The sequence below is a fragment of the Rhizobium phaseoli genome (assembly GCF_001664385.1).
Lineage (GTDB): Bacteria > Pseudomonadota > Alphaproteobacteria > Rhizobiales > Rhizobiaceae > Rhizobium > Rhizobium phaseoli.
Window position 1 is genome coordinate 1946310 of record NZ_CP013532.1, and the last position, 23898, is coordinate 1970207.

A 23898-nucleotide genomic window follows, 5' to 3' on the forward strand; every position below is an offset into this window, starting at 1 on the left:
GTGCTCAAGGAAACGAACGGCGTCTGGGCACGGCCGCCACGACATGAAGGTAGGAAGACATGCAGGTTATCGAAACGCTCGCTGAAGGGCTGAAGCGCGAAATCAAGGTCGTTATCCCGGCCAAGGACATGGAAGACAAGATGAATGAGCGTCTTGCCGATGTGAAGGACAAGATCCGCATCAACGGCTTCCGTCCGGGCAAGGTCCCCGCAGCTCACCTGAAGAAGGTCTATGGCAAGTCAATCATGGCCGAGCTCGTCAACGAGATCGTCCGCGAACAGCCGACCGCCATCCTGTCCAGCCGCGGCGAAAAGTCGGCCACGCAGCCGGAAATCGCCATGACGGAAGACAAGGATGAAGCCGACAAGATCCTCTCCGCGCAGCAGGATTTCGAATTCACGCTTTCCTATGAAGTGCTGCCGCCGATCGAACTGAAGTCGGTCAAGGGCATCAAGGTCACGCGCGAAGTCATCGACATCTCGGATGACGAAGTCACCGAGCAGGTCCTCAAGGTTGCCGAAAGCGCCCGTTCCTACGAGAGCAAGACCGGCAAGGCCGCCAACGGCGACCGCGTCACCATGGATTATGTCGGCAAGGTCGACGGTGAAGCCTTCGAAGGCGGCACCGACCAGGGCGCCGAGCTGGTGATCGGTTCCGGCCGCTTCATCCCGGGCTTCGAAGACCAGCTCGTCGGCGTCAAGGCCGGCGAAGAGAAGACCATCACCGTCACCTTCCCGGCTGACTACCCGGCCAAGAACCTCGCCGGCAAGGAAGCGACCTTCGACATCACGGTCAAGGATGTCGCAGCCCCCGGCGCTGTCGAAATCAACGACGAACTCGCCTCCAAGCTCGGCATCGAATCCGCCGACCGCCTGAAGGAGATCGTCCGCGGCCAGATCGAATCGCAGTACGGCTCGCTGACCCGCCAGAAGCTGAAGCGTCAGATCCTCGACCAGCTCGACGAGATGTATAAGTTCGAGACCCCGGCTTCGCTCGTCGACGCCGAATACAACGGTATCTGGAGCCAGGTGAACAACGACCTCGCCCAGTCCGGCAAGACCTTCGAGGACGAAGACACGACCGAAGAGAAGGCCCGTGAGGAGTACAAGACGCTCGCAGAGCGTCGCGTCCGCCTCGGCCTCGTCCTCTCCGAAATCGGCGAAAAGGCCGGCGTCGAAGTGACCGAAGACGAGATGCAGCGCGCCATCTACGACCAGCTGCGCCAGTATCCCGGCCAGGAAAAGCAGATCCTCGAATTCTTCCGCAGCCAGCCGGGTGCCGCCGCTTCGATCCGCGCGCCGATCTTCGAAGAGAAGGTCATCGATCACCTGCTGACCGAAATCGACGTCACCGACAAGAAGGTAACGAAGGAAGAGCTGCTCGCCGAGGACGAAGGTGAAGCCAAGGCCGAGACCAAGAAGGCCGCTCCGAAGAAGAAGGCTGCCGCCAAGACCGAAGCCGCCGAGGCTGGCGAAGGCGAGGAAGCCGCCGCTCCGAAGAAGAAGGCTGCTCCGAAGAAGAAGGCAGCCGACGAAAGCGCCGAATAATCGCTTCTCGGTTCAGACGTTTGAAAGGCCCCGCCACTCGCGCGGGGCCTTTTCTTTTTTGGCCATCGGGCAGTTCTTGTTCATCGGAAGCAACAAATGGTTGAAATGAAGTATAATCCGATGCAGATTTGCTGATGGTGGGAGGAGCCTGAATATGACTGAAAAACACGACATGAAGAAACTGGTGGAGGAAATCTATGCTGTGCGCGGTCGCGGCGATATCGAGGGTACGCTTGCGCTGATCGGCGATGATTGTACCTTCCGGATGGCCGGCAATACACGGTTGTCGCCTCTTTCGACCGAAATGGGCGGGCAGGCTTTTCGCCAAGTGATAGCGCAGCTCATCACTGTGTGGGATCTATCCAAAGTCAACACAACCGGCATCTATGTGGACGAGGACGAGCATATAGTCTTCGCCCATCGCGAAGGCGAAGTCAGGCACATCCCATCGGGCGTGAGCTTCTATACGGAATACGTCGACAAGATTCATTTCAGGGATGGGAAGCCGGTCAAGATCGTCGAATTCGTCGACACGCTGCAAGTGGCCGAGACGAGCCAGATAATCCAGATCGCCTAAACGGAAGCCGCACTCGGAGCCGACGGGCTTCGACTGTGATGGCCACCATCATTTCCGTTCGAAGGCCTCAGCCGCCGTTGCGTGAATTGTCAGCTCAATTCGCGCCCCGTGTCAGTTGCGCGACTTTCCTGACATGGCTGACGGCTGCGGTTCCGCCCGATGTCTTGGTGAACAGGCTGAGAGTTTCTTCCTCGTCGTCGGCGACCGGCGTCAGAGCCTGATCCATATAGGCCTTCGACTTGGCATCCCGCGAAATCAGGAAGGCCGAAATCGTCAGGCCGACGATCGTGCCGGCGAGAGAAGCATGTTTTCTGAACGTTTCCCAGGCAAAGCGCGGCCAGAAGAGCAGCGGATTTTCGCGCGGCAGTTCGGGGCGCCGCTCCGACGGCGTCTTCAGGCGCAGAAGGCCGCTTTGCAGCGGATGCACGTTTTCGAGCGGCACAGTGGTTGCGAAGGAGACGAGAACCTTGACGAGCCTTGCGAGCGGCACCCCGGTCGCCACAGCGCGGCGCAGCAGCGTCTTCATGTGATCCGGCGAATAATAGAGCGACCATGCCTCGTGGTAGATGTCTTCCCACTCTTGCTTGCTCATCTTCGGGTGCGCAGTGCAGACGTGCTCGACATCGTAAATGTTGAGGTCGCCGTCCATCTCGACGCCCTTCTTCCACAGGACCTGATGGTCCTCGGAACCTGGCAGCGGTGTCAGGATGAAGAATTCGATCACGTCGAGCGGCAGTTCTTCCTGAATAATCGCGATATCGCGGCGGATCGATTCCGGCGTATCGGCCGGGAAGCCCAAGATATAACCGGCAAGCGTCATGATGCCCTGCGCCTTCCAGGCGAGCAGCATCTTGCGATATTCGGTGATCTTGTTCTGGTTCTTCTTGGCGGCGGTCAGATTATCAGGATTGACGTTTTCGAGGCCGATGAAGACGCGGGTGACGCCGGCGCGCCGGGATTTCTCGATGAAGTTCGGGATCTTGTGACAGAGCGTATCGACCTGGATCATCAGGCCGAGCGGAATGCCGTCCCGCTCCTTGAGCTCGATCAGCCGATCGAAGATCGCCTCCCAATCCTTGTTGCGGGCGAAGTTGTCGTCGGTGATGAAGAATTTGTGGATGCCCTGCGCCCAGTTCATCCGCACCAGCTTTTCAACATCGTCGGCGGAACGGAAGCGCGACTTGCGCCCCTGCACGTTGATGATGGTGCAGAAGGAACACTGGTAGGGACAGCCGCGCCCGGCATCGAAGCTGGTGCTGAGGCCGAGCGTGCGCTGGATATTATCCTTCGGCAGGAAGGGCACCGGTGTGCCGCCGATGCCGGGTAGGTCATTCATGAAATTGTAGAGCGGCTTCAGCTCGCCGCTGGCAGCATCGCGCAGCACCATATCGAGCCGGCCTTCGGCCTCGCCCGCGAACATCGAGATGCCCATGTCGCGGCAGGCGTCGAGCCCGACCGCCTGGCCGTCGAGCATCGACAGGCAACCGGAGACGTGGAAGCCGCCCATCGAAACCGGCAGGCCGGCATTGCGGAAGGGGCGGGCGATATCGAGCGCGCGCGGATATTGGTTCGACTGGACGCCGACCAGCGCGACCATGCCGAAATTGCCGTGGCGCTTGAACTGGGCGAGCAGCCGGGCGAAATCGACCCGCGTATTGGTCTCGTCGATAACGGTGATGTCGATCGCGGTATCGGGTCCGAGCACCTGGCGCTCGGCGCATTCGGCGGCGATGCCGTAGAGAGCCGCGAGCGAATTGGAAGGGATCATCGCCCGCCACCAGCGGATGACGTAGCCGTCGTCATCATAATGCGACGGCTTGATCAGGATGAGCTGAAAACGTCTGCGTGCGGCTTCCAAAGCATGGGACAAGAGTATCTATCTTTCTTTAGAAACGTCTGCCCGGAGGCAAAATGGCGTTGAAGGCACAATCAGGCACGGCGTATCGATGCGATTTGTCAGGGTTCAAACGAAGTCGTAAAATCGAACACTGCGCGCAAAAGTTTTGGCGGCGCGTCGTTCCTCAATATACTAGACGATATCGAGCAGCAATGCGCGGTGGTCGGAGACTTCAGGCGTGGCCACCACCTCGAACCTGGCAACCTTCACCTCCGGCGTAACCAGCATATAGTCGGCAAAACGGCCTTGCTTCAGATAGTAAGAGGTCCGCGTGTCGACAAGGCCATTTCCGGTGACGAGATCGGAAAGGCCCATTCGGGCGAGGATATTGAAGGTCGCACTGTCGGGCAGCACGTTGAAATCACCGCAGACCACCAGCCCTTCGCTGCCGGGCCAGACCCGTTCGACGAGGCCGGCGAGCGCCAAAGCCTGCTCTTCGCGCGCCGGCGTATCACCCTTGCCGGCAGGGTCGCGCAGGCCATGCATATGGGCGATGGTAATCGCGGAAGCGTTTGCATGGCTGAAGACACGGATGCAATGTGCGTTTCGCGGGCGGGGATGTTCGCCCCAGCCGGCGGCGGAAAAACTGCCATGCACGAAGTCTATCGCCTGGGCGATGACGGAATGCGATTTGCGCACGAAGGTCGCCAGCCCGAATTCGGCGGCAATGGCGGCATCGCCGTCGAAGAGCATGCCTCTCGATGTCGGGCAGAAGAAGCCGTCATGGCCGGGCAGGGCGGCGCCGATCTCCGCAAACAGATTGGCGCGCTGCGGCAGCTCCAGCCCCGAATCGCGATAGATCGACCATCCGGAACCGGAATCCGGCGCCCGCAGCACCTCCTGCAGGCACAGCACATCGGCATCGGCCTGCCTGACATAATCGATCAGGGCTTCATGCAGGCTGCCGCCCCATGCGTTCAGCGAAATGATGCGCAATGTCTGCGGTTTCCTTCGGGTGGCCGGATTGCGATAGGTGCTCTGTCGCCGTGCGCCGCCTACAATTCCGACTTGATGTCGCCCATCCGGTTCCAGGCGTCGAGGCCGGCAATCTTGTAGGCTTCGGCAAGCGTTGGATAGTTGAAGGTGTTTTCGACGAAATATTCGACCGTGCCTTTGAGATTGAGCACCGCCTGGCCGATATGCACCAGCTCGGTGGCGCCTTCGCCGACGATATGCACGCCGAGCAGGCGGCGCGTCTTCAGCGAGAAGATCAGCTTCAAAAGCCCGGTGTCGAGGCCCATGATGTGGCCGCGTGAGGTCTCGCGAAAGCGGGCAATCCCGCATTCATAGGGAATGCCGCGCTCCTTCATTTCCTCTTCGGTCAGGCCGCAGGTCGAAATTTCCGGCACGGCATAGATGCCGTAGGGGAAATATTTCTGCGGCTCCTTGGCAACCGCCCCGATCGCCACGCGCGCGGCGATGCGGCCCTGTTCCATCGAGGTCGAGGCGAGGCTCGGGAAGCCGACGACGTCGCCGGCGGCATAGACGTTGGCAACCGATGTCTGGAACGTCTCGGGATTGACTTTCAGGCGGCCGCGGCTGTCCGCCTCCAGGCCGATCGCCGGAAGGTTCAGCGTGTCGGTCGCCCCCATGCGGCCGGCGGCGAAAAGCACCATATCGGTGGTCAGGCGACGGCCGCTGTCGAGCGTCAGCTCGACCTTTCCGTTTTCGAGCGTCTCGACCTTGTCGGCCTTCTGGCCGAGCAGCAGCTTCATGTTGCGGTCGCGCAGCTGATAGGTAAAATCCTCGACGATTTCCTTGTCGATGAAGTCGAGCATCGTTGCCTTCGGGTCGATGACGGTGACGGCGGTGTCGAGGGCGCTAAAGATCGTCGCATATTCGATGCCGATGACGCCGGCGCCGATGACGATCATCGAGCGCGGCAATTCCTGGATGTCGAGCAGTTCGTCGCTGTCGAGAACCGTCTTGCCATCGAAGGGCATGTAATCCGGGCGGAACGGCTTGGTGCCGACGGCGAGCAGTACGCTGGCGGCGCTGACCTGGGTGATCTCACCGTCATCCTTGACGACCTGCAGCGTCGATGCATCGACGAAGCTCGCCTTGCCGCGCATATGGTGCACGCGATTGCGGGCGAACTGATGCTCGAGCACTTCCACTTCATGGTTGAGCGTAATCAGCAGGCGACGGCGAAGGTCTTCGGCGCTGATTTCCTGCTTGACGCGGTAGGATCGCCCATAAAAACCGCGTTCGCGCCAGCCGGAAAGATTGAGCGCCGTCTCGCGCAGCGTCTTCGAGGGAATGGTGCCGGTATGAACGGACACGCCGCCGACACGCTTGCCCTGCTCGATGACGAGCACTTTCTTGCCGAGCTTTGCAGCCTGGATCGCGCCGCGGCGCCCTGCGGGACCGCTACCCACCACAACGAGATCGTACTGAAACATCCTCTAGCCTCGGATTGGAAATGGAATCATTTTGCGACAAAAATGTCGCTCCTCTATCGGTAGCCGGTCAATGTTACAGATTGTTTTACGACGCCGATTCAGCCGGATCTGTGTTCTATCAGCGTCAGCCCCTTTAGGCCGACATGGCCGTTCTTGCCGATGATGATCTGGTCATGGACGATGATAGCAAGTGCCTTCGCGGCGTCGATGATCACCTTCGTCATATCGATGTCCGTGCGCGACGATTGTTCATGCGCGGGTGATGTAGTCCGCGGAAATATCGCCCACTCTCGTAACGCCGAGCAACGCCATATTGCTATAGAGTTCCGTCTTCAGGATATCTGCCGCCCTAAGTACACCCGGTAGCCCTGCGACGGCCGCCGCATAAAGGAACGGCCTGCCCACGAACACGAAACAGGCGCCGAGCGCCAGCGCCTTCATGATATCAGTTCCACGCCGGATGCCGCCGTCGACCATGACGGCAATGCTGTCTCCGACACGTGCCGCAATCTCCGGAAGGACCTGAAGGGGAGATGCGGTGCCGTCGAGCTGGCGCCCGCCATGATTGGAGACGATCACGCCATCCGCCCCGGTATCGGCAGCCCGTGCCGCGTCCTCGGGATGCATGATCCCCTTGACGACGAGCTTGCCTGACCACCGCTTGCGGATCCGCTCCAAGTGGCTCCAGTTGAGATGGTCACGCTTGCCGAAATCGCGCGTGACGTTCGAGGAGATGATCGGCGCGCCCCTTGTGGCGTAGGAATTTTCAAAATGCGGAATACCGTGCCGGGCGATCGTGCGCAGGAATGTGCCGGTGGTCCAGCGGGGGTGCGAGATACCCTGCCATGCCAAGCGCAAACCGGGACGCAGAGGCGTCGAAAACCCGGCCCTGACATTGTTTTCGCGGTTGGGCAGCGTCGCCGTGTCCACGGTCAGCAGAAGCGTGTCGATGCCGGCCGCCGCGACGCGATCGATCAGAGCATCGATACGATCGGGTTCACCGGGCAAATAGGCCTGAAACCATGCCTGCGGGGAGGCCGCAGCGATCTCTTCCAGGGGGATGAGTGACGAACCGCTGATGATCATCGGGATTCCCGATTGGTCCGCGCCTTGCGCGAGCACGATGTCCCCCCGATAGGCCATCAGCGCGCTGATCCCCATTGGCGCAATGCCGAACGGTACGGCATGCGTTTTGCCGAAGAGGCTCGTTGCGGTGCTGCGCGTCGAGACGTCCCGAAGCACACGTGGCCGGAAGGCATAGGCCTGGAAGGCCTCTGCGTTATGCCGCAGCGACGCGTTGGTCTCGGTCGCCCCGGCGATATAACCGAACAGCGGCTTCGGCAGATGTCGCCGCGCCTTGATTTCGAAGTCGTCGAGGCAGAGCACGTCGCGGCAGAGCCGGCTCGATCGATCAGTGTTACCGCTGCGGATCGTCATGAGCTTTATCTTCTCGGTCCCCGGCGGGCATTGTTCAGCGAATGGGGCGCTGATTGCATACAATCGCGCACTACCGACTGCTGTCAACTGCAGCCTTGCTTATCAGATCAGCTTCAGCCCCTTCAGGCTGACATGGCCGTCCTTGCCGATGATGATGTGGTCGTGGACGGTGATGTCGAGGGCCTTGGCCGCCTCGATGATCACCTTCGTCATGTCGATGTCGGCGCGTGAGGGCGTCGGGTCGCCGGACGGGTGGTTGTGGACGAGGATGATCGCCGTTGCCGAAAGCTCGAGCGCGCGCTTGACCACTTCGCGCGGATAGACCGGCGTATGGTCGACCGTGCCGCGGCCCTGCACCTCGTCGGCGATCAGCACATTGCGCTTGTCGAGGAAGAGGATGCGGAATTGTTCGCGGGTCTCGTGCGCCATGGCGGCGTGGCAGTATTGAATGACCGAGGACCAGGAGGAGAGCACCTGCTTGCTTCTGATCTCGCTTTTCAGCGTCCGGTGGGCAACCGTCGAGATCAGTTTCAGGTCGAGGGCTACATTCTCGCCGACGCCCTTCACCTCGGTCAGCAGCCCCGCCGGCGCGCCAAAAACGCCGGAAAGCGAGCCGAACCGATCAATCAGCGCCTTGGCGATCGGTTTGGTGTCGCGCCGCGGGATCAGGCGGAAAAGCAGGAGTTCGAGGATTTCGTAGTCGGCAAGCGCCGTGTCGCCCTGTTCGCGAAAGCGGTCACGCAGCCGCTCGCGGTGACCGTGGTAATGTTCCGGTCCGGAGAGTGAGGCGGGCAGGGCGGCCCGGGCATTCGGCGCGGTCGGGTTTTGTGGCGGGCCGCCGAAGAACGAACGTTCGTCGGCAACAGGCTCTTCAGTCGCGAAAGGCAGCTCGTCGTTGGAAGATGTCGCAGCGGGCCTCTTCGCCATCGGCTCGTCACCTGGCAAGCGACGGCAGTCCGGGCCGATCGAGCCCAGCAGGTGACAGCGTGAAGATTTCGCAGCCGTCGGCGGTGACGCCAACCGTATGTTCGTATTGCGCCGAAAGCGAGCGGTCGCGAGTCACCGCCGTCCAGCCGTCGGCCAGCACCTTCACATGCGGCCGGCCGAGATTGATCATCGGCTCGATGGTGAAGATCATGCCCTCGCGCAGTTCCGGCCCCTCATTGGCGCGGCCGTAATGCAGGATATTCGGCGAATCATGGAACAGCCGGCCGACGCCATGGCCGCAGAAATCGCGCACCACCGAACAGCGCTCGGCCTCCGCATAGGTCTGGATCGCTTCGCCGATCGCGCCGGTGCGGGCGCCGGGCCGGACCGCGGCAATGCCGCGCATCAATGATTCATAAGTTACTTCGAGCAGTCGCTCGGCGGCCCGCTTGACCGTGCCGACGGGATACATCCGGCTGGAATCGCCATGCCAGCCATCGAGCACGAAGGTGACGTCGATATTGACGATATCGCCTTCGCGCAGCGGCTTGTCGTTCGGGATGCCGTGGCAGACCACATGATTGATCGAGGTGCAGGTCGACTTGGTATAGCCGCGATAGTTCAGCGTCGCCGGATAGGCGCCGTGGTCCATGCCGAAATCGAAGACGAACCGGTCGATCTCGTCGGTCAGCAGGCCCGGCTTGACGATATCGGCCAGCGCATCGAGGCAGCGGGCGGTCAGCTGGCATGCCTTGCGCATGCCGTCGAATGCTTGCGTGTCGTAAAGCCGGATGGCGCCGGTATTCTTCGGCGGCGCGGAAGAGGCTTCGATATAGTTCACCATTGCAGGGCCTTAGCGGAGAATATTAGCTTTGTTCATAATGCAGCTATGACGGGTTCGTCCATCGCGATCAACTGTCGGCGCGAGATTTCTGAAGCGATTTGGCCGCCTTCCGCGGCCATCGCCCGCCGAATTATTCGTGCCGACCGAAATATCCACAATCTTCCCAAAGGGATAGGATTGATTGGAGAAAGTCTCCCCGCTACTCACCGATTGGTGACAGCGGGGAAGGGTCGTACATGCTGAATGAAGCGGTAAATCTTAATAGTTCGCCCGAAGCCGGTGACGAACCGGAACGACGCGTGCGCGATCGCGGCGCCACCGAGCGCGCCATCCTTGCCGCCGCCAAGGGCCTGCTGGCGGAGGAAGGTTTCCAGAATTTCGGCATCAATGCGGTCGCCCGCCGCGCCGGTTGCGACAAGCAGCTGATCTATCGCTATTATGGCGGCCTTGACGGTCTGGTCGAGGCGATCGGCGCCGATCTCGGCACATGGGTGAGGGATCGCATTCCGGAAGATGCCGGCGGCATGTTCCTGCTCACTTACGGCGATCTGATGGAGCGGCTGGCGCTGCTTCTGCTCGACGCCTTGAGAAACGATCCGCTAATGCGCCGCATCCTTGCATGGGAGGTCTCGGAAAATACCGAGCAGGTGAGGCGGCTGTCCGAGGCACGTTCGAAAGCGCTCGCGCTCTGGCTGGATCGCATGCGTGGTTCGCTGGCGCCGCCGAAGGGCGTGGATGCGGCCGCCGTCAACGCGGTCGTCATCGCAGCGATCCAACACCTGGTGCTTGCAGGGGCGGCCGGCGGCCAGTGCGCTGGCCTTTCACTGAAGACATCAAAGGATTGGGAGAAGGCGGCGACGGCACTGAAGCGTCTCGTGCGCGGCGTCTATGGCTGACATTCGCGTTATCCACAGGAGGCGGGTCCGACGTTAACCTTAACAAATGGTTTACGTTGCGTGGGGCGGGTTAAGCCGACACTGTGCCATCAGCAGAGATGGTACGAGTGAGAGTCCCGAGTTGACGTCCATGGGAAGCAAGATCGCCAGGGCCGTGTTCCTGGTGACGGCAATAATGTTCTTCGCAGTCCTGGCGCTGGATATCGCCATTCCGACGCTGGTGCTTTGCACCATGGCATTGTCGACCTGGGTGGTCTCGCTCGATCTGCCCGTCATGCGCAAGCAAAGAGGAGAGGCCGCATGAGGTGGTTTCTGATCTTCTGGGCCGGCCCCATCGTCTTTCTGGGCGGATGGTACTGGCTCTCCTATTACGACATCAATTTCGGCTTCCTGATGCTGACGCGCCAGATCCATGACCTGACGTTCCAGATCTACGGCGAGGCGCTCGGCATGCCGCCGGAGGCTATCCCGCCGCTCGTTGCCCGGGCGATCGCCGTCGACAGTCTTGTCGTCTTCGCCATCCTTGGCTTCAGGAAGCGCAAGCCGATCATGGCTTGGTGGCAGGCGCGTCAGGCGCTGAATTCATCTCCATCAGACCTTGCCAGCAAGGAAAGCCTGTCGAGCGCGCCCTGAAGGATGAAGCTGGCCGCCGCCGAATCGATCCGTTCGGCGCGTTTGGCCCGCGAGACGTCCATTTCGAGCAGCGTCCGTTCGGCGGCGACTGTCGACAGCCGCTCATCCCAATAGACGAAGGGCAGCGCTGTTTTCTCCTCCATATTGCGCACGAAGGCGCGCGTCGCCTGCACGCGTGGGCCCGCCGATCCGTCCATGTTCATCGGCAGTCCGATCACGAAACCGGCGACCCTTTCCTTTGCCGCAAAATCCAGCAGCGCCTGCGCATCGATCGTGAATTTGGCACGGCGGATCACCGGTCGCGGCGTGGCGAAACGCCGTCCGAGATCGGACATCGAAAGCCCGATCGTCTTGGTGCCGAGATCGAGGCCGGCGATTGCCTGCCCGGGGGCGAGGGTCGCGGCCATTTCCTCGATGGTCAGCACAGTCATTCCATTTCATCCCGTCAAAAGAAATTGAAGTCGCCGCGGCTTTTCTTCGCCCGCGCATGAGATATGTCTCATACCATCCAAATAGGCTTTTGCATCATCGAATAAGGGAGAGATTTTATGAAGATCACCTGGCTTGGCCATTCCGCCTTTCGTATCGAAACCGGCAAGGCGAAGATCCTGCTCGACCCGTTCCTCAATCATAACGCTTCCTTTGCCGGCCAGGACATCAAGGATGTTTCTTCAGGCATCACCCATATCCTGCTGACGCACGGGCACGGCGACCATGTCGGCGATACGGTCGCCCTCGCCAAGGAAACCGGCGCCGTCGTTCTCGCCAATGCCGATCTTGCCGCCTGGCTGGGTTTCCAGGGCGTCGACAGGATCGAGATGGGCAATACCGGCGGCACGATCACCCTCGGCGGCTTCTCGGCGACCTTCACCAATGCGCTGCATTCCTCCGCCCAGATCACCGAGGACGGCGTCTCGCATGCGCTCGGCAACGCCAACGGCCTGATGTTGCATTTCGACGATGAGGCCTCGATCTTCGCCATGGGCGATACCGACATCTTTTCCGACATGGGGCTGATCAACGAACTGCATCAGCCCGATATCGGTTTCGTGCCGGTCGGCGACCGCTTCACCATGGGCGGCGCGGTGGCGGCACTCGCCTGCCAGCGTTATTTCAGCTTCAAGGCCGCGATCCCCTGCCATTTCGGCACCTTTCCGATCATCGATCAGACCGCCGATAAGTTCATCGACGGCATGGAGGGATCGAAGACGCAGGTGAAGGCGCTGAAGCCTGCCGAGAGCCTGTCGATCTGAGGAAACCCCGTTGCACCGGGCGGACATGGCCTTTATAGCGGGTAGGAAAAATCCTATCCGGAGAATGCCATGTCCGTCGATCTTGCCACCGTGAAGCGTGTCGCCAAACTTGCCCGTATTGCCGTCTCCGAGGATGAGGCAAATCGCATGGTCGGCGAGCTGAACGGCATCCTGGGCTTCGTCGAGCAGCTCTCCGAAGTCAATGTCGACGGCGTCGAGGCGATGACGTCGGTCACTCCGATGGCGATGAAGAAGCGGGCCGATGCGGTGACCGATGGCAACAAGGCCGCCGATATCGTCGCCAACGCGCCGGTCACCGACCACAATTTCTTCCTGGTGCCGAAAGTCGTCGAATAGGGCGTCGAAAGCCTCTTTCCGACTGTGTTGCCATTATTAAAGACCTGAAGCGAAAACACGATGAGCGAACTCACCAGCCTGACCATTGCCGAAGCCCGCCGCAAGCTGCGCGCCAAGGAAATCACCGCGATCGAACTGACCGACGCTTATATCGCAGCGATCGATGCGGCCAATGAGCGGCTGAACGCCTATGTGAAGGTCACGCCCGATCTGGCCCGCGTCATGGCGAGGAAATCGGACGAGCGCATCGCCGCCGGCACATCAGGCGAGCTGGAAGGCATTCCGCTCGGCATCAAGGATCTCTTCGCCACCGTCGGTGTCCACACCCAGGCCTGCAGCCATATCCTCGACAGGTTCGAGCCGCGGTATGAATCGACCGTCACCCAGAACCTCTGGGACGACGGCGCCGTCATGCTCGGCAAGCTGAACATGGACGAATTCGCCATGGGTTCGTCCAACGAGACCTCCTATTACGGCCCGGTGATCAATCCCTGGCGGGCTGAGGGCTCCAACCAGCAGCTCGTCCCGGGCGGCTCCTCCGGCGGCTCGGCCGCGGCCGTCGCCGCGCATCTTTGCGCCGGCGCCACCGCGACCGATACCGGCGGCTCGATCCGCCAGCCCGCCGCCTTCACCGGCACCGTCGGCATCAAGCCGACCTATGGCCGCTGCTCGCGCTGGGGCACCGTGGCTTTCGCCTCCTCGCTCGATCAGGCCGGTCCGATCGCCCGCGACGTGCGCGACGCCGCCATCCTTTTGAAGTCGATGGCAAGCGTCGACGCCAAGGACACGACCTCGGTCGATCTGCCCGTGCCGGACTACGAGGCCGCCCTCGGCCAGTCGCTGAAGGGCATGAAGATCGGCATCCCGAACGAATATCGCGTCGACGGCATGCCTGAGGAGATCGAAAGCCTGTGGCGCCAGGGCATTGCCTGGCTGAAGGATGCCGGCGCCGAGATCGTCGATATCTCGCTGCCGCACACCAAATATGCGCTTCCTGCCTATTACATCGTTGCCCCCGCCGAGGCATCTTCGAATCTGGCGCGCTACGACGGCGTGCGTTACGGCCTGCGCGTCGACGGCAAGGATATCGTCGACATGTACGAGAAGACGCGCGCCGCCGGCTTCGGCCAGGAAGTCAAGCGCCGCATTATGATCGGCACCTATGTGCTGTCGGCCGGCTATTACGATGCCTACTACATCCGCGCCCAGAAGGTCCGCACGCTGATCAAGCGCGATTTCGAACTCGCCTTCGACGCCGGCGTCGATGCCATCCTGACCCCGGCCACCCCATCCTCTGCCTTCGGCGTCGCCGACGAGGACCTCGCCGCCGATCCGGTGAAGATGTATCTGAACGACATCTTTACGGTGACGGTCAACATGGCCGGCCTGCCCGGCATCGCCGTGCCCGCCGGCCTCGACCACAAAGGCCTGCCGCTCGGCCTGCAGCTGATCGGCAAACCCTTCGACGAGGAAACCCTCTTCAAGACCGCTTACGTCATCGAACAGGCCGCCGGAAAATTTACGCCGGCCAAGTGGTGGTAACGGTCCTAACGATGCGAAAGATCGCCGACGCCGACCATGAAATGATTGCATTGTTGGTTTTGCCGCATGCTTGGCTGATCGATAGCCGAACAGCGGAGGAGGTCTTATGGCGATCAATGATCTTGCGCGATTGATCGAGGCAATCGATCGTCTTGCTGCCGGCAGTTTCGCCATGGGCGCGGATTGGCAGGCGGTTCATGATATTTGTCAGCGCCACGAAGGCGAACAGCCGTTCGATTGGGGCCATGCTCTCTGCCATCGCATCGAAGGCGACGACTGGAATGCCGATTACTGGTATCGCCGCGCCGGCAAGACGCGCGGCACGGGTGCGATGGCCGACGAATGGGCGGCGATGCGAGCGGTATTGTCCCCGAAGGTTTAAGGCCGAGCCCTGACCGCGCCGGTTGAGGCGCGATCAGGTTGATTGCCCGATTATCTATTGTCCAGCTGTGATCTGACCAACGTCAGCCCTCGTTCGGTGATCCGGTAGGGCTGGCCGCCTGACGATTTGATCGCCTTCAGCCGCTTCAGCCTGCGGAAGAGATCGAGGTCGACGCCGGGATAGAGCCAGCCGTCTCGGGTGAAACAACTGACGTTCTCGATTTTCCTGTCGTCGTCGCGGGAAATTTCGATGCGGCCGCCTTGGGCCATGAGATGCAGGATGCGCTGCTCCGTGCGGGAAATATCCATATGTTGAGATCCGGTATAGCGCCCGGCAGGGCGCACAAAAACGATCTGGCGTTTCTTCGAACGTCAGGGCTTCGTTTTTTCGGGCCCATGCGCGCAAGCGGACTTGCGGGCAGGGCCTTTACCGGGTCTGTGACTGGCTCAACATAAAGAGCTTCTTATTTCGCGCGCAAAAGGCGGTCAAGATCGTGATCGCCGATCAAACCGGTCGAAAACCGCAGTTTCCAACCATCGTCCCCGCCGCGGGCACTGGAATATTTCCCGACTCAATGGTCTAGTTGCGGAGTAACGCGGAGGTGTCGTTGATCCACATTCGCAATGCCCGCGACGGGGAAGCGGAACTGTTGAGTGAGATCGGGCTGAGGGCCTGGCAAAAGGCGATGGCGTCGATCGGCGAATCGGACGCGATGATCGACGCAGCGCGCAGCGCCTTTCGCAACTTCGTGGAAAATGATTGGCTGACCATCACCGTCGTCGAACAGAACGGCCAGGTTGCCGGCTGGGCGGCGCGCGAGGGCCTGGATGAGATCATCTCGGATTTCTGGATCGACCCCGTCTTCACCGGCCAGGGGCTCGGTTCGGCGCTTCTCGGGCGCATCGAAAAGGAGATTGCCGAACAGGGCTTCGACAAGGCGGCGATGCAGACACATTCCGGCAACGCCGAGGCGATCGGCTTCTTTCAAAAACACGGCTACAGCATCCACTGGCTCTCGGTCGCCTATAATCCGAAGCTCGACCGTGACGTGCCCTCCGTCGGGCTGACGAAGCAGCTCGTCTCCGAAGGCCGCGGCTACGGGCAGGAATTCTGAGGTTTCAAAAACTCTGGAGAAGGTACAGGCGCCACTGCGGCGATAAGATCAGCACCGCAGCCAAAGCGCCGTGCATGACCAGGATTGCCGTTAGGACCGAACGGAACGGTTCCTTTCGCGTCTTGTGCCGCAGCAATTGCTGTGCCGCCACGGCGCCGAGGCTGCCGCCGACCAGCGCAAGCAGCAGAAGAGTGCGCTCGCTTATGCGCCACCGGCCGTCGCGTGCCGCCTGCTTGTCCAGGAAATAGACCCAAAAGACCAAGAGGTTCAGCGCCAGAAACAATGCGGCCATTTTGATGATATCGGCCATCGTCATCAAGCAACTCTATCGTGCCCCGGTTAACTCATGCCAAATATCGCCGAGGCCGCCGAACCATACTGGGCTTATGGCGAAAGCCTTGCACCGGCACGCCATTTCCTTTACCTCACCAGTGGAAAAGAACAGCCTGCAAAGAGTATCAGATGACCCTTGTCGACGTCCGCACGCCTGATCCGAAACGCTTCATCCCCGGTGCCACCGGCGACTGGGAAGTCATCGTCGGCATGGAAGTCCATGCCCAGGTGCTGTCGAATTCGAAGCTCTTCTCCGGTGCCTCGACGGAATTCGGCAAGCCGCAGAATTCGAACGTGTCGCTCGTCGATGCCGCCATGCCCGGCATGCTGCCCGTCATCAACGAGGAATGCGTCAAGCAGGCGGTCCGCACCGGTCTCGGCCTCAAGGCTCAGATCAACAAGCGCTCGCTCTTCGACCGCAAGAACTATTTCTATCCCGACCTGCCGCAGGGCTATCAGATCTCGCAGTTCAAGGATCCGATCGTCGGCGAGGGCAAGATCGTCATCTCGCTCGGGCCGGACCGCCAGGGCCAGTTCGAGGATATTGAGATCGGCATCGAGCGCCTGCACCTGGAACAGGATGCCGGCAAGTCGATGCACGACCAGCATGCGACCATGTCCTATGTCGATCTGAACCGATCCGGCGTGGCACTGATGGAAATTGTCTCCAAGCCCGATATGCGTTCATCCGACGAAGCCAAGGCCTATATGACCAAGCTGCGTTCGATCGTGCGTTATCTCGGCACTTGCGACGGCAACATGGACGAGGGCTCGATGCGCGCCGACGTCAACGTCTCCGTCCGCCGCCCGGGCGAGGCTTTCGGCACGCGCTGCGAGATCAAGAACGTCAACTCCATCCGCTTCATCGGCCAGGCGATCGAATATGAAGCCCGCCGCCAGATTGGCATCCTGGAAGATGGCGGCACGATCGAGCAGGAGACGCGGCTCTTCGACCCGAACAAGGGCGAGACGCGTTCGATGCGCTCCAAGGAGGATGCGCACGACTATCGTTATTTCCCCGATCCGGACCTGCTGCCGCTCGAGTTCGACGATGCCTTCGTCACGGCGCTGGCAGCCGATCTGCCGGAACTGCCGGATGACAAGAAGGAGCGCTTCGTGCGCGAGCTCGGTCTGTCGGTCTACGACGCCTCCGTGCTCGTCTCCGAAAAGGCGATCGCCGACTATTTCGAGGCGGTGGCGGCGGGCCGCGACGGCAAGACGGCGGCGAACTGGGTGATCAACGACCTGCTCGGCGCGCTGAACCGCACCGGCAAGGACATCGAGCAGACGCCGGTCTCGCCGGCCCAGCTCGGCGCCATCATCGACCTTATCAAGGCCGGAACCATTTCGGGCAAGATCGCCAAGGACCTCTTCGAGATCGTGCTGACCGAAGGCGGCGATCCCGCCGAGATCGTCGAAGCGCGCGGCATGAAGCAGGTGACTGATACCGGCGCGATCGAAAAGGCCGTCGACGAGATCATCGCCGCCAATCCCGATCAGGTGGAAAAGGTCAAGGCAAAGCCGACCATGGCCGCATGGTTCGTCGGCCAGGTGATGAAGGCGACCGGCGGCAAGGCCAATCCGCAGGCCGTCCAGGCGCTCGTTAAGGCAAAGCTCGGCATCGAGGAATAGCCGTGTACTTCGTCCGCACCGCCGGCGAGCGCGACCTGGAGAAGGTTCGCGCGCTTCTGGTGGAGAGCTTTCACGCCACCTATGACGATCTGCACGGCAAGACCAAGGTCGATGAGTTGATCGCCCATCTCTTTACGCCGGCGGCGCTGAAGGCGCGCCTGGTGCGCAAGGATGCCGAATTCCTCGTTGCCGACGACGGCCGCAAGATCGGCGGCATGGGCTATGCGGCAATGTCGCAGGCATTGACGAAAACCGTCATGCTGCACCTCCTCTATGTCAGCCCGGCGCTGCAGCGCCAGGGCATCGGCCGCGATATCTTCGCCGAGCTCGAAACCTGCTTTCCCGATGCCGAAATCATGCGTCTCGAAGTCGAGCCGCAAAACGCGGCTGCGATTGCCTTCTACCAGGCGCACGGCTTCATCGAGGTCGGCCGCAACGAGTATAGCGGGCCCGGGCAATCCGGCATTCCGGCGCTGATCTTCGAAAAATCGATCGAGGGCCACTGAGCCATGCAGGTCGAGGTGCCTGATATTCTCGTTCGTCAGGCGCGGAAGGACGATCTGCGGGCCCTGGTGGCAATCTTTGCCGCCGATGCGCTCGGCGGTCACGGCGATACGACGGATCCTGAGGCCTTTGCCGATTATGCCAGGGCTTTCACAGCGATCGAGACTTCGCCGAACCAGATGCTTTACGTTGCGGAGGTTAGCGGCGAGGTGGTCGGCACGTTCCAGACGATGATGACGACCTCACTGACCGGCCGCGGCTCTTCGGCGATGATCATCGAGGCGGTGCAGACGCGCTCCGATATGCGCGGGCAGGGGATCGGCGCCCGGATGATCGAATTCGCCATCGCCGAGGCAAAAGGCCGCGGCGTGCGCCTTGTGCAATTGACCTCGAATGCGATACGCAAGGACGCCCATCGTTTCTATGAAAGGCTTGGCTTCAAGCCTTCGCATCTGGGCTTCAAGATGGCCTTGAAATGACCCTTGGCTGTCGTGGAATCGCTGGACAATTCGGCTTGACGACGGCATAAGCGAGAAAACGAATTCTGGTTTGGTCCGCACCGGCGGGCACAAGGAAAAGACATGTGGAATCTTCTGGTTCAGACCTTCACCTGGTGGAACAGTCAGACGATGGGCACGCGTTTTGCGACCTGGCGTTTCGGCAAGCGCGTCGGCGAGGATGAATTCGGCAACGTTTATTATGAAGGCGGCATGTCCTCCTACGGTCTGCCGAAGCGCTGGGTGATCTACAAGGGTTATGCCGAAGCCTCCGCCATTCCGCCGGGCTGGCACGGCTGGATGCACCATCGCACCGATGTTCCTCCGTCCAAGGAAAATTACGTCGCCAAGGAATGGCAGAAGACGCATCGCCCCAACCTCACCGGATCGCCACAGGCTTACCGCCCGCCGGGTTCTCTTGCGGTTCCCGGCGAGCGTCCGCGCGTCACCGGCGATTACGACGCCTGGACGCCCGGCAACTGAGACGGCTGACCGGGCGATCCTCAAGCCCGGCTTTTGGCCACAATTGCCCTTTACCCGCAGGTTGGCCGCGCTTGACCGCGGATGAAACTGAGAAATTGTCTGGAGACGGGTACATGAAGCTCTTCACGCGGAACATGGTCCTGCGTGCCGCCGGATCGCTGCTGGCGCTCTCGGCTCTGCTTCCGCCAATTGCGGCAAATGCCGCACGGATCGAAAATCCGGTTGCCGTCTTCTCCGGCCTCGACAAGATTACTGGCCGCATCACCACCTTCGACGTCTATGTCAACGAGACGGTGCAGTTCGGCGCACTCCAGGTGACACCGAAGGCCTGTTATTCGCGCGATCAGGCGGAAGCACAGAAGATCGACGGTTTTGTCGAGGTCGACGAGATCACCCTCGACCGCAAGATCCGCCGCATCTTCACCGGCTGGATGTTTGCCGCCAGCCCCGGCCTCAACGCTGTCGAGCACCCGATCTATGACGTCTGGCTGAAGGACTGCAAGACGACCTCCGACGTCCCGGCACCTGACGGCACCAAGACGACGGCGCGATAACACGTTCCCCGCGACGGAACCGCAGCGTCCGCGCGCCTGTGAGACGCGCGAGGGACGGGGCGACTCTTTGATGTGTTTGCGCCCCTATGCGGTCGGCGTTTTGTTCCTTGTGAAAAGGCCCTTGGCAAAGCGAAGCGCACCGCCGGCCAGGACGACGACGAGGATGCCGGCCTTTTTGAAGAAGGCAAGGGCAAGGGCGAGCAGCCCTACCTTCGCGGCAATCTTGGCGCCAGCGCCTGCGGCGATCATTCCCGCCATGCCGTAGGCCGCAATCTTGTCGCCGTCGACATAGTCGCCATAGGCCATTCCCTTGTCGAACTGCACGAGCTTCGTGACCGTCGGAATGACCCCCTCGATCTCCTTCAGCTGTCCGAGTCCGGCAACGAAGTCGAATTCAAAAACACCCTCGCGACCGAATACCCGCACGGAATAATTCAGCGTGTGCTCAGTTTGCGTGTCGTTGCCGAAAATCAGATCGCGCGCCCAGTGCATTGCATGCGCGGGCTTGTCGTAGTGTGGCGCCGATGCCCAGCCGACAAGGGTGATCTTCGGGAAGCCCTGCTTTTCGCGCTCAGGATTCCTTTCGCTGATCGAATCCTTGATGTTCTGAAGCAGTTCGTCGTAATTCGTCGTGGCGGCATCGCTGTCTGAGACATAACCGTCCGCGCTGTATTCCACGATCGATCCCCAGGATTCCGGATCGGTCGGCGCGTATTTTGTCGGGAAGATCATCCCCAGCATTCCATCAGCCGCCGCCGGAGGGTTCCCCCAGATATCGACAAGCACCGTCTTCGTGTCGGCGGGGCTGAGATAGTAAAAGTTGGCGGGCACATTCAGCGTCGCCTTCGCTTCAGGCAGCTTGATCGTACCCTGCTGAAAATTGAGCTTTTCCAGTAACGGTTTTTCCGCCTCGGAAAAATCGGTTCTGCCAGGAAACATCTCCCGATAGGGACGTGCCTCGCCCTGAGCTGCAAGTAGGGCGAAAAGCATCGCCGCCGCGAAATATCGTCTAAAAATTCTATCCCCCATTGTATTTTCCGGAAGCTACTGAAATCGACCGGAAAATCAACGCAGGGATGAAACGAACGTGCTTAAAACTTCAGGTGTGGCGATTCCATTGCGGCGGCAAGCAGCAGGGCATAATCGGCCTTCGGAACGTCGATCGCGCCGAACGTCTTCAAATGCTCGGTGGTGAACTGGGTGTCGAGCAGGGTAAAGCCCTTGTTTCTGAGCCGGTCGACCAGATGGACGAGGCAGATCTTCGAAGCGTCCGTGCGGCGTGAAAACATGCTTTCGCCGAAGAAGGCCGAGCCGAGCGAGACGCCGTAGAGGCCGCCGACCAGTTCATCGCCGTGCCAGGCTTCAACGGTATGGGCGTGGCCCATGTCGAAGAGCGTCGAATAAAGCGATCGGATTGTCTGGTTGATCCAGGTGCTCGGGCGACCCGACGTCTCCTCTGCGCAAGCCGCGATCACCGATTCGAAGGCGTGGTCGAAACGGATCTCGAAAGGATTCCGGCGCACCGTCTTGGCGAGGCTCTTCGATATATGGAAATGATCGAGCGGCAACACGCCGCGCAACTCCGGTTCGACCCAGAAGATCTCCGGGTCGTCCGCGGATTCGGCCATCGGGAAGAGGCCGATGGAATAGGCGCGCAGGAGAATGTCAGGGGTGATGCCTGGTGACTTCCTGCGCGATCCCGCCATTCCTGTCCTATGCCGCCGGTGTGTTGGCGAGGTGGTGTTCCAGCCAGTGGATGTCGTAGTCGCCGTTGGCGATATCCTGATTGGAGACGAGCTCCTGGAACAGCGGCAGCGTCGTCTTGATGCCGTCCACGACGAATTCATCGAGCGCGCGGCGCAACCGCATCATGCACTCGACGCGGGTACGGCCGTGCACGATCAGCTTGCCGATCAGGCTGTCGTAATAGGGTGGGATCTTGTAGCCCTGATAGGCGCCGGAATCGATGCGCACGCCAAGGCCGCCCGGCGCATGGAAATGTGTGATCGTGCCGGGCGAGGGCACGAAGGTGCGCGCATCCTCGGCGTTGATGCGGCACTCGATGGCGTGGCCGGAAAAATGCACCTCGTCCTGCGTCACCGACAGGCCTCCGCCGGAAGCGACGCGGATCTGTTCGTGCACAAGGTCGATTCCAGTGATCGCTTCGGTGATCGGATGCTCCACCTGCAGGCGGGTGTTCATTTCGATGAAGTAGAACTCGCCGTTCTCGTAGAGAAATTCGATCGTGCCGGCGCCGCGATATTTCAGCTTCTTCATGGCGTCGGCGCAGATCTGGCCGATCTTCATGCGCTGCTCGACGTTGAGTGCCGGCGAATTCGCCTCTTCCCAGACCTTCTGGTGGCGGCGCTGCAGCGAGCAGTCGCGTTCGCCAAGATGGATGGCATTGCCTTCGCCGTCGCCGAATACCTGGATTTCGATGTGGCGCGGCTTGCCGAGATATTTTTCCATGTAGACGGCATCGTTGCCGAAGGCGGCTGCCGCCTCCGTGCGCGCCGTCGACCAGGCCTCGATCAAATCGGCCTCGCTCCTCGCGACCTTCATGCCGCGTCCGCCGCCGCCGGCGGTCGCCTTGATCAGCACGGGATAGCCGATTTCGGCGGCCGTCCGCAGCGCATCCTCTTCGGTCTTCACCTCGCCGTCCGATCCCGGAACGACGGGAATGCCGAGTTCCAGTGCCGTCGTCTTGGCGGTGATCTTGTCGCCCATAATGCGGATGTGATCCGCCGTCGGCCCGATGAAGGTGATGCCATGGGCGTCGAGAATATCGGCGAACTTGGCATTCTCGGAGAGGAAGCCGTAGCCCGGATGCACGGCGTCGGCGCCGGTGATCTCGCAGGCGGCGACGATCTGGTGGATATTGAGATAGCTCTCGCGCGAGGAGGGCGGGCCGATGCACACACTTTCGTCGGCAAGGCGCACATGCATGGCATCGGCGTCGGCGGTGGAATGCACCACGACGCAGGCGATACCGAGCTCCTTGCAGGCCCGGAGCACGCGAAGGGCGATTTCCCCGCGATTGGCGATGAGGATTTTCGAAATCATGGGCATGGGCCTATTCGATGACGACGAGGGCTTGGCCGTATTCGACGGGATGTCCGTCATCGACGAGAATTTCGGTCACCTTGCCCGACTTCGGCGAGGGGATCTGGTTCATCGTCTTCATCGCTTCAATGATGATCAGCGTCTGGCCTTCCTTGACGGTCGCGCCGATTTCGATGAAGGGACGCGCGCCCGGAGCCGGCGCCATGTAGACGGTGCCGACCATCGGCGCATTGACGACATTGGCCGGGTTGCGGGTCGGTGCGGCCGGGGCTGCGCCAGCTGCTGCCGGAGCGGCGGCTGCTGCCGGGGCTGCGAAGGCCGGTGCTGCGATCGGCGCCTGGACATATTGCGTCGCGCCGGTGCGCGACACGCGGATACGCAGATCGTCCTGTTCGACCTCGATCTCCGTCAGATCCGTCTCGTTGAGGATGTTGGCGAGATCGCGGATCAGTGCCTGATCGATACCCGATTTCTTTTCAGCCATGGTGTTGCCCTGTCTTCTTTTTATGCCGTGATGTTCTTCAGCGCATGCAGCGCCAGGATGTAGCTGTGAGGCCCGAAGCCGCAAATCACGCCCTTGCATGCCGGCGCGATCATCGACTTGTGGCGGAATTCTTCCCGTGCATGAACGTTGGATATGTGGAGCTCGACGACGGGAATGGAAATGGCGCGGATCGCGTCGTGCAGCGCGACCGAGGTATGTGTATAGGCGCCTGCATTGAAGGCGACGCCGACGGCCTTTTCGTCGGCCTCGTGAAACCAATCGACAAGCGTACCTTCGTGGTTGCTTTGCCGGAAATCGATATCGAAGCCGAGTTCGCGGCCAGCGACCTTGCAGTCCGCCTCGATGTCCTTCAGCGTCTTGCCGCCATAGATGCCGGGCTCTCTTTTACCCAGCATGTTCAGGTTGGGGCCGTTCAGGACAAAAATCGTTTGCGTCATCGAATGTTCCGTAAAATGCACGACGGCAACCTATAGACTCCGCGAAGGCCGAATGAAAGCCCTTACGGATTGGCCAGCCGGA

At 60.9% G+C, this 23898-nt stretch carries 29 protein-coding genes and 1 pseudogene; 15 read left to right on the forward strand and 15 right to left on the reverse strand.

Annotation, left to right across the window (positions count from 1 at the left end; all coding sequences use genetic code 11):
• Positions 1-59: 59 nt before the first annotated feature.
• Both tig and AMC88_RS09485 read left to right on the forward strand, forming a co-directional pair.
• Positions 60-1547, forward strand: a complete 1488-nt coding sequence (gene tig, locus AMC88_RS09480) for a trigger factor (RefSeq protein WP_004678834.1) — start codon at positions 60-62, stop codon at positions 1545-1547.
• Positions 1548-1701: 154 nt separating this feature from the next.
• Positions 1702-2124, forward strand: coding sequence for a nuclear transport factor 2 family protein (locus AMC88_RS09485; protein WP_004673833.1), 423 nt, complete (start codon positions 1702-1704; stop codon positions 2122-2124).
• A 94-nt stretch (positions 2125-2218) separates the two neighbouring features.
• On the opposite strand, the gene AMC88_RS09490 is transcribed toward AMC88_RS09485, so the two are convergent.
• The 7 genes and pseudogenes from AMC88_RS09490 to map form a co-directional block, all read right to left on the reverse strand.
• Positions 2219-3994: a B12-binding domain-containing radical SAM protein gene (locus tag AMC88_RS09490; RefSeq protein ID WP_064825184.1), complete on the reverse strand. Its 1776-nt coding sequence runs from the start codon at positions 3992-3994 to the stop codon at positions 2219-2221.
• A gap of 159 nt (positions 3995-4153) precedes the next feature.
• The gene (locus tag AMC88_RS09495) at positions 4154-4957 is read right to left on the reverse strand and encodes an endonuclease/exonuclease/phosphatase family protein (protein WP_064825185.1); all 804 of its coding nucleotides are present in this window, start codon (positions 4955-4957) and stop codon (positions 4154-4156) included.
• Positions 4958-5016: 59 nt separating this feature from the next.
• Complete coding sequence (sthA, locus tag AMC88_RS09500) at positions 5017-6423, reverse strand: Si-specific NAD(P)(+) transhydrogenase (protein WP_064825186.1); 1407 nt, start codon at positions 6421-6423, stop codon at positions 5017-5019.
• Between the two features lie 98 nt (positions 6424-6521).
• Positions 6522-6665: pseudogene (locus tag AMC88_RS31955) on the reverse strand (JAB domain-containing protein); the annotation flags it as partial.
• Positions 6666-6672: 7 nt separating this feature from the next.
• A complete protein-coding gene (locus tag AMC88_RS09505) occupies positions 6673-7860 on the reverse strand; it encodes an alpha-hydroxy acid oxidase (protein ID WP_012483619.1) in 1188 nt (395 codons plus the stop codon).
• A 102-nt stretch (positions 7861-7962) separates the two neighbouring features.
• Positions 7963-8787 carry a RadC family protein gene (radC, locus tag AMC88_RS09510; RefSeq protein ID WP_010020842.1) on the reverse strand — a complete coding sequence of 275 codons (825 nt, stop codon included), beginning with the start codon at positions 8785-8787 and terminating at the stop codon, positions 7963-7965.
• Between the two features lie 7 nt (positions 8788-8794).
• Positions 8795-9631: a type I methionyl aminopeptidase gene (gene map, locus AMC88_RS09515; protein WP_004673840.1), complete on the reverse strand. Its 837-nt coding sequence runs from the start codon at positions 9629-9631 to the stop codon at positions 8795-8797.
• A 236-nt stretch (positions 9632-9867) separates the two neighbouring features.
• Here map and AMC88_RS09520 point away from each other — a divergent pair, with 236 nt between their 5' ends.
• The 3 genes from AMC88_RS09520 to AMC88_RS09525 all read left to right on the forward strand — a co-directional run bounded on the left by AMC88_RS09520 (position 9868) and on the right by AMC88_RS09525 (position 11160).
• Positions 9868-10527: a TetR/AcrR family transcriptional regulator gene (locus tag AMC88_RS09520; protein ID WP_010019030.1), complete on the forward strand. Its 660-nt coding sequence runs from the start codon at positions 9868-9870 to the stop codon at positions 10525-10527.
• 130 nt (positions 10528-10657) lie between these two features.
• Positions 10658-10831, forward strand: coding sequence for a hypothetical protein (locus tag AMC88_RS33580; RefSeq protein ID WP_004673842.1), 174 nt, complete (start codon positions 10658-10660; stop codon positions 10829-10831).
• Positions 10828-11160, forward strand: coding sequence for a DUF6105 family protein (locus tag AMC88_RS09525; protein ID WP_012483622.1), 333 nt, complete (start codon positions 10828-10830; stop codon positions 11158-11160). Before AMC88_RS33580 ends, AMC88_RS09525 begins: the two co-directional genes overlap by 4 nt.
• Here AMC88_RS09525 and ruvX read toward each other — a convergent pair.
• On the reverse strand, positions 11097-11591 hold the full coding sequence (gene ruvX / locus AMC88_RS09530; RefSeq protein ID WP_012483623.1) for a Holliday junction resolvase RuvX: 495 nt from the start codon (positions 11589-11591) through the stop codon (positions 11097-11099). The two genes, AMC88_RS09525 and ruvX, sit on opposite strands and share 64 nt — an antisense overlap.
• A gap of 117 nt (positions 11592-11708) precedes the next feature.
• On the opposite strand from ruvX, the gene AMC88_RS09535 reads away from it, so the two are divergent.
• The 4 genes from AMC88_RS09535 (at position 11709) to AMC88_RS09550 (ending at position 14694) form a co-directional block, all read left to right on the forward strand.
• Complete coding sequence (locus AMC88_RS09535; protein WP_064825187.1) at positions 11709-12413, forward strand: metal-dependent hydrolase; 705 nt, start codon at positions 11709-11711, stop codon at positions 12411-12413.
• Between the two features lie 69 nt (positions 12414-12482).
• Entirely contained in the window at positions 12483-12770 is a 288-nt protein-coding gene (gene gatC / locus AMC88_RS09540; RefSeq protein ID WP_064825188.1) for an Asp-tRNA(Asn)/Glu-tRNA(Gln) amidotransferase subunit GatC, read from the forward strand.
• A gap of 60 nt (positions 12771-12830) precedes the next feature.
• Positions 12831-14312: an Asp-tRNA(Asn)/Glu-tRNA(Gln) amidotransferase subunit GatA gene (gene gatA, locus AMC88_RS09545; RefSeq protein ID WP_064825189.1), complete on the forward strand. Its 1482-nt coding sequence runs from the start codon at positions 12831-12833 to the stop codon at positions 14310-14312.
• Between the two features lie 106 nt (positions 14313-14418).
• On the forward strand, positions 14419-14694 hold the full coding sequence (locus tag AMC88_RS09550; RefSeq protein ID WP_016732909.1) for a vWA domain-containing protein: 276 nt from the start codon (positions 14419-14421) through the stop codon (positions 14692-14694).
• Between the two features lie 50 nt (positions 14695-14744).
• Here the strand turns inward: AMC88_RS09550 and AMC88_RS09555 are convergent, their stop codons facing one another.
• Positions 14745-15002 (reverse strand): YjhX family toxin, encoded by a 258-nt coding sequence (locus tag AMC88_RS09555; RefSeq protein WP_004671262.1) that lies wholly within the window; start codon positions 15000-15002, stop codon positions 14745-14747.
• Positions 15003-15301: 299 nt separating this feature from the next.
• Here AMC88_RS09555 and AMC88_RS09560 point away from each other — a divergent pair, with 299 nt between their 5' ends.
• On the forward strand, positions 15302-15808 hold the full coding sequence (locus AMC88_RS09560) for a GNAT family N-acetyltransferase (protein ID WP_064825190.1): 507 nt from the start codon (positions 15302-15304) through the stop codon (positions 15806-15808).
• A 4-nt stretch (positions 15809-15812) separates the two neighbouring features.
• Here AMC88_RS09560 and AMC88_RS09565 read toward each other — a convergent pair whose 3' ends face one another.
• A complete protein-coding gene (locus AMC88_RS09565) occupies positions 15813-16124 on the reverse strand; it encodes a DUF1294 domain-containing protein (protein WP_064825191.1) in 312 nt (103 codons plus the stop codon).
• A 146-nt stretch (positions 16125-16270) separates the two neighbouring features.
• Between AMC88_RS09565 and gatB the strand changes: the two genes are divergently transcribed.
• The 5 genes from gatB to AMC88_RS09590 all read left to right on the forward strand — a co-directional run bounded on the left by gatB (position 16271) and on the right by AMC88_RS09590 (position 19811).
• The gene (gene gatB / locus AMC88_RS09570) at positions 16271-17773 is read left to right on the forward strand and encodes an Asp-tRNA(Asn)/Glu-tRNA(Gln) amidotransferase subunit GatB (RefSeq protein ID WP_064825192.1); all 1503 of its coding nucleotides are present in this window, start codon (positions 16271-16273) and stop codon (positions 17771-17773) included.
• Between the two features lie 2 nt (positions 17774-17775).
• Positions 17776-18279 carry a GNAT family N-acetyltransferase gene (locus AMC88_RS09575; RefSeq protein WP_064825193.1) on the forward strand — a complete coding sequence of 168 codons (504 nt, stop codon included), beginning with the start codon at positions 17776-17778 and terminating at the stop codon, positions 18277-18279.
• Positions 18280-18282: 3 nt separating this feature from the next.
• A complete protein-coding gene (locus AMC88_RS09580) occupies positions 18283-18756 on the forward strand; it encodes a GNAT family N-acetyltransferase (RefSeq protein ID WP_012483632.1) in 474 nt (157 codons plus the stop codon).
• A 102-nt stretch (positions 18757-18858) separates the two neighbouring features.
• On the forward strand, positions 18859-19257 hold the full coding sequence (locus tag AMC88_RS09585; RefSeq protein WP_004671258.1) for an NADH:ubiquinone oxidoreductase subunit NDUFA12: 399 nt from the start codon (positions 18859-18861) through the stop codon (positions 19255-19257).
• A gap of 113 nt (positions 19258-19370) precedes the next feature.
• A complete protein-coding gene (locus AMC88_RS09590) occupies positions 19371-19811 on the forward strand; it encodes a DUF2155 domain-containing protein (protein ID WP_010019860.1) in 441 nt (146 codons plus the stop codon).
• Between the two features lie 84 nt (positions 19812-19895).
• On the opposite strand, the gene AMC88_RS09595 is transcribed toward AMC88_RS09590, so the two are convergent.
• From AMC88_RS09595 to aroQ, 5 genes are all read right to left on the reverse strand, one after another.
• On the reverse strand, positions 19896-20840 hold the full coding sequence (locus AMC88_RS09595) for a DUF2167 domain-containing protein (protein ID WP_064825194.1): 945 nt from the start codon (positions 20838-20840) through the stop codon (positions 19896-19898).
• A 62-nt stretch (positions 20841-20902) separates the two neighbouring features.
• A complete protein-coding gene (aat, locus tag AMC88_RS09600) occupies positions 20903-21517 on the reverse strand; it encodes a leucyl/phenylalanyl-tRNA--protein transferase (protein ID WP_012483634.1) in 615 nt (204 codons plus the stop codon).
• Between the two features lie 7 nt (positions 21518-21524).
• Positions 21525-22880, reverse strand: coding sequence for an acetyl-CoA carboxylase biotin carboxylase subunit (gene accC / locus AMC88_RS09605; RefSeq protein ID WP_016732915.1), 1356 nt, complete (start codon positions 22878-22880; stop codon positions 21525-21527).
• Positions 22881-22884: 4 nt separating this feature from the next.
• On the reverse strand, positions 22885-23358 hold the full coding sequence (gene accB / locus AMC88_RS09610) for an acetyl-CoA carboxylase biotin carboxyl carrier protein (protein ID WP_012483635.1): 474 nt from the start codon (positions 23356-23358) through the stop codon (positions 22885-22887).
• Between the two features lie 20 nt (positions 23359-23378).
• Entirely contained in the window at positions 23379-23816 is a 438-nt protein-coding gene (aroQ, locus tag AMC88_RS09615; protein WP_004671242.1) for a type II 3-dehydroquinate dehydratase, read from the reverse strand.
• Positions 23817-23898 lie beyond the last annotated feature (82 nt).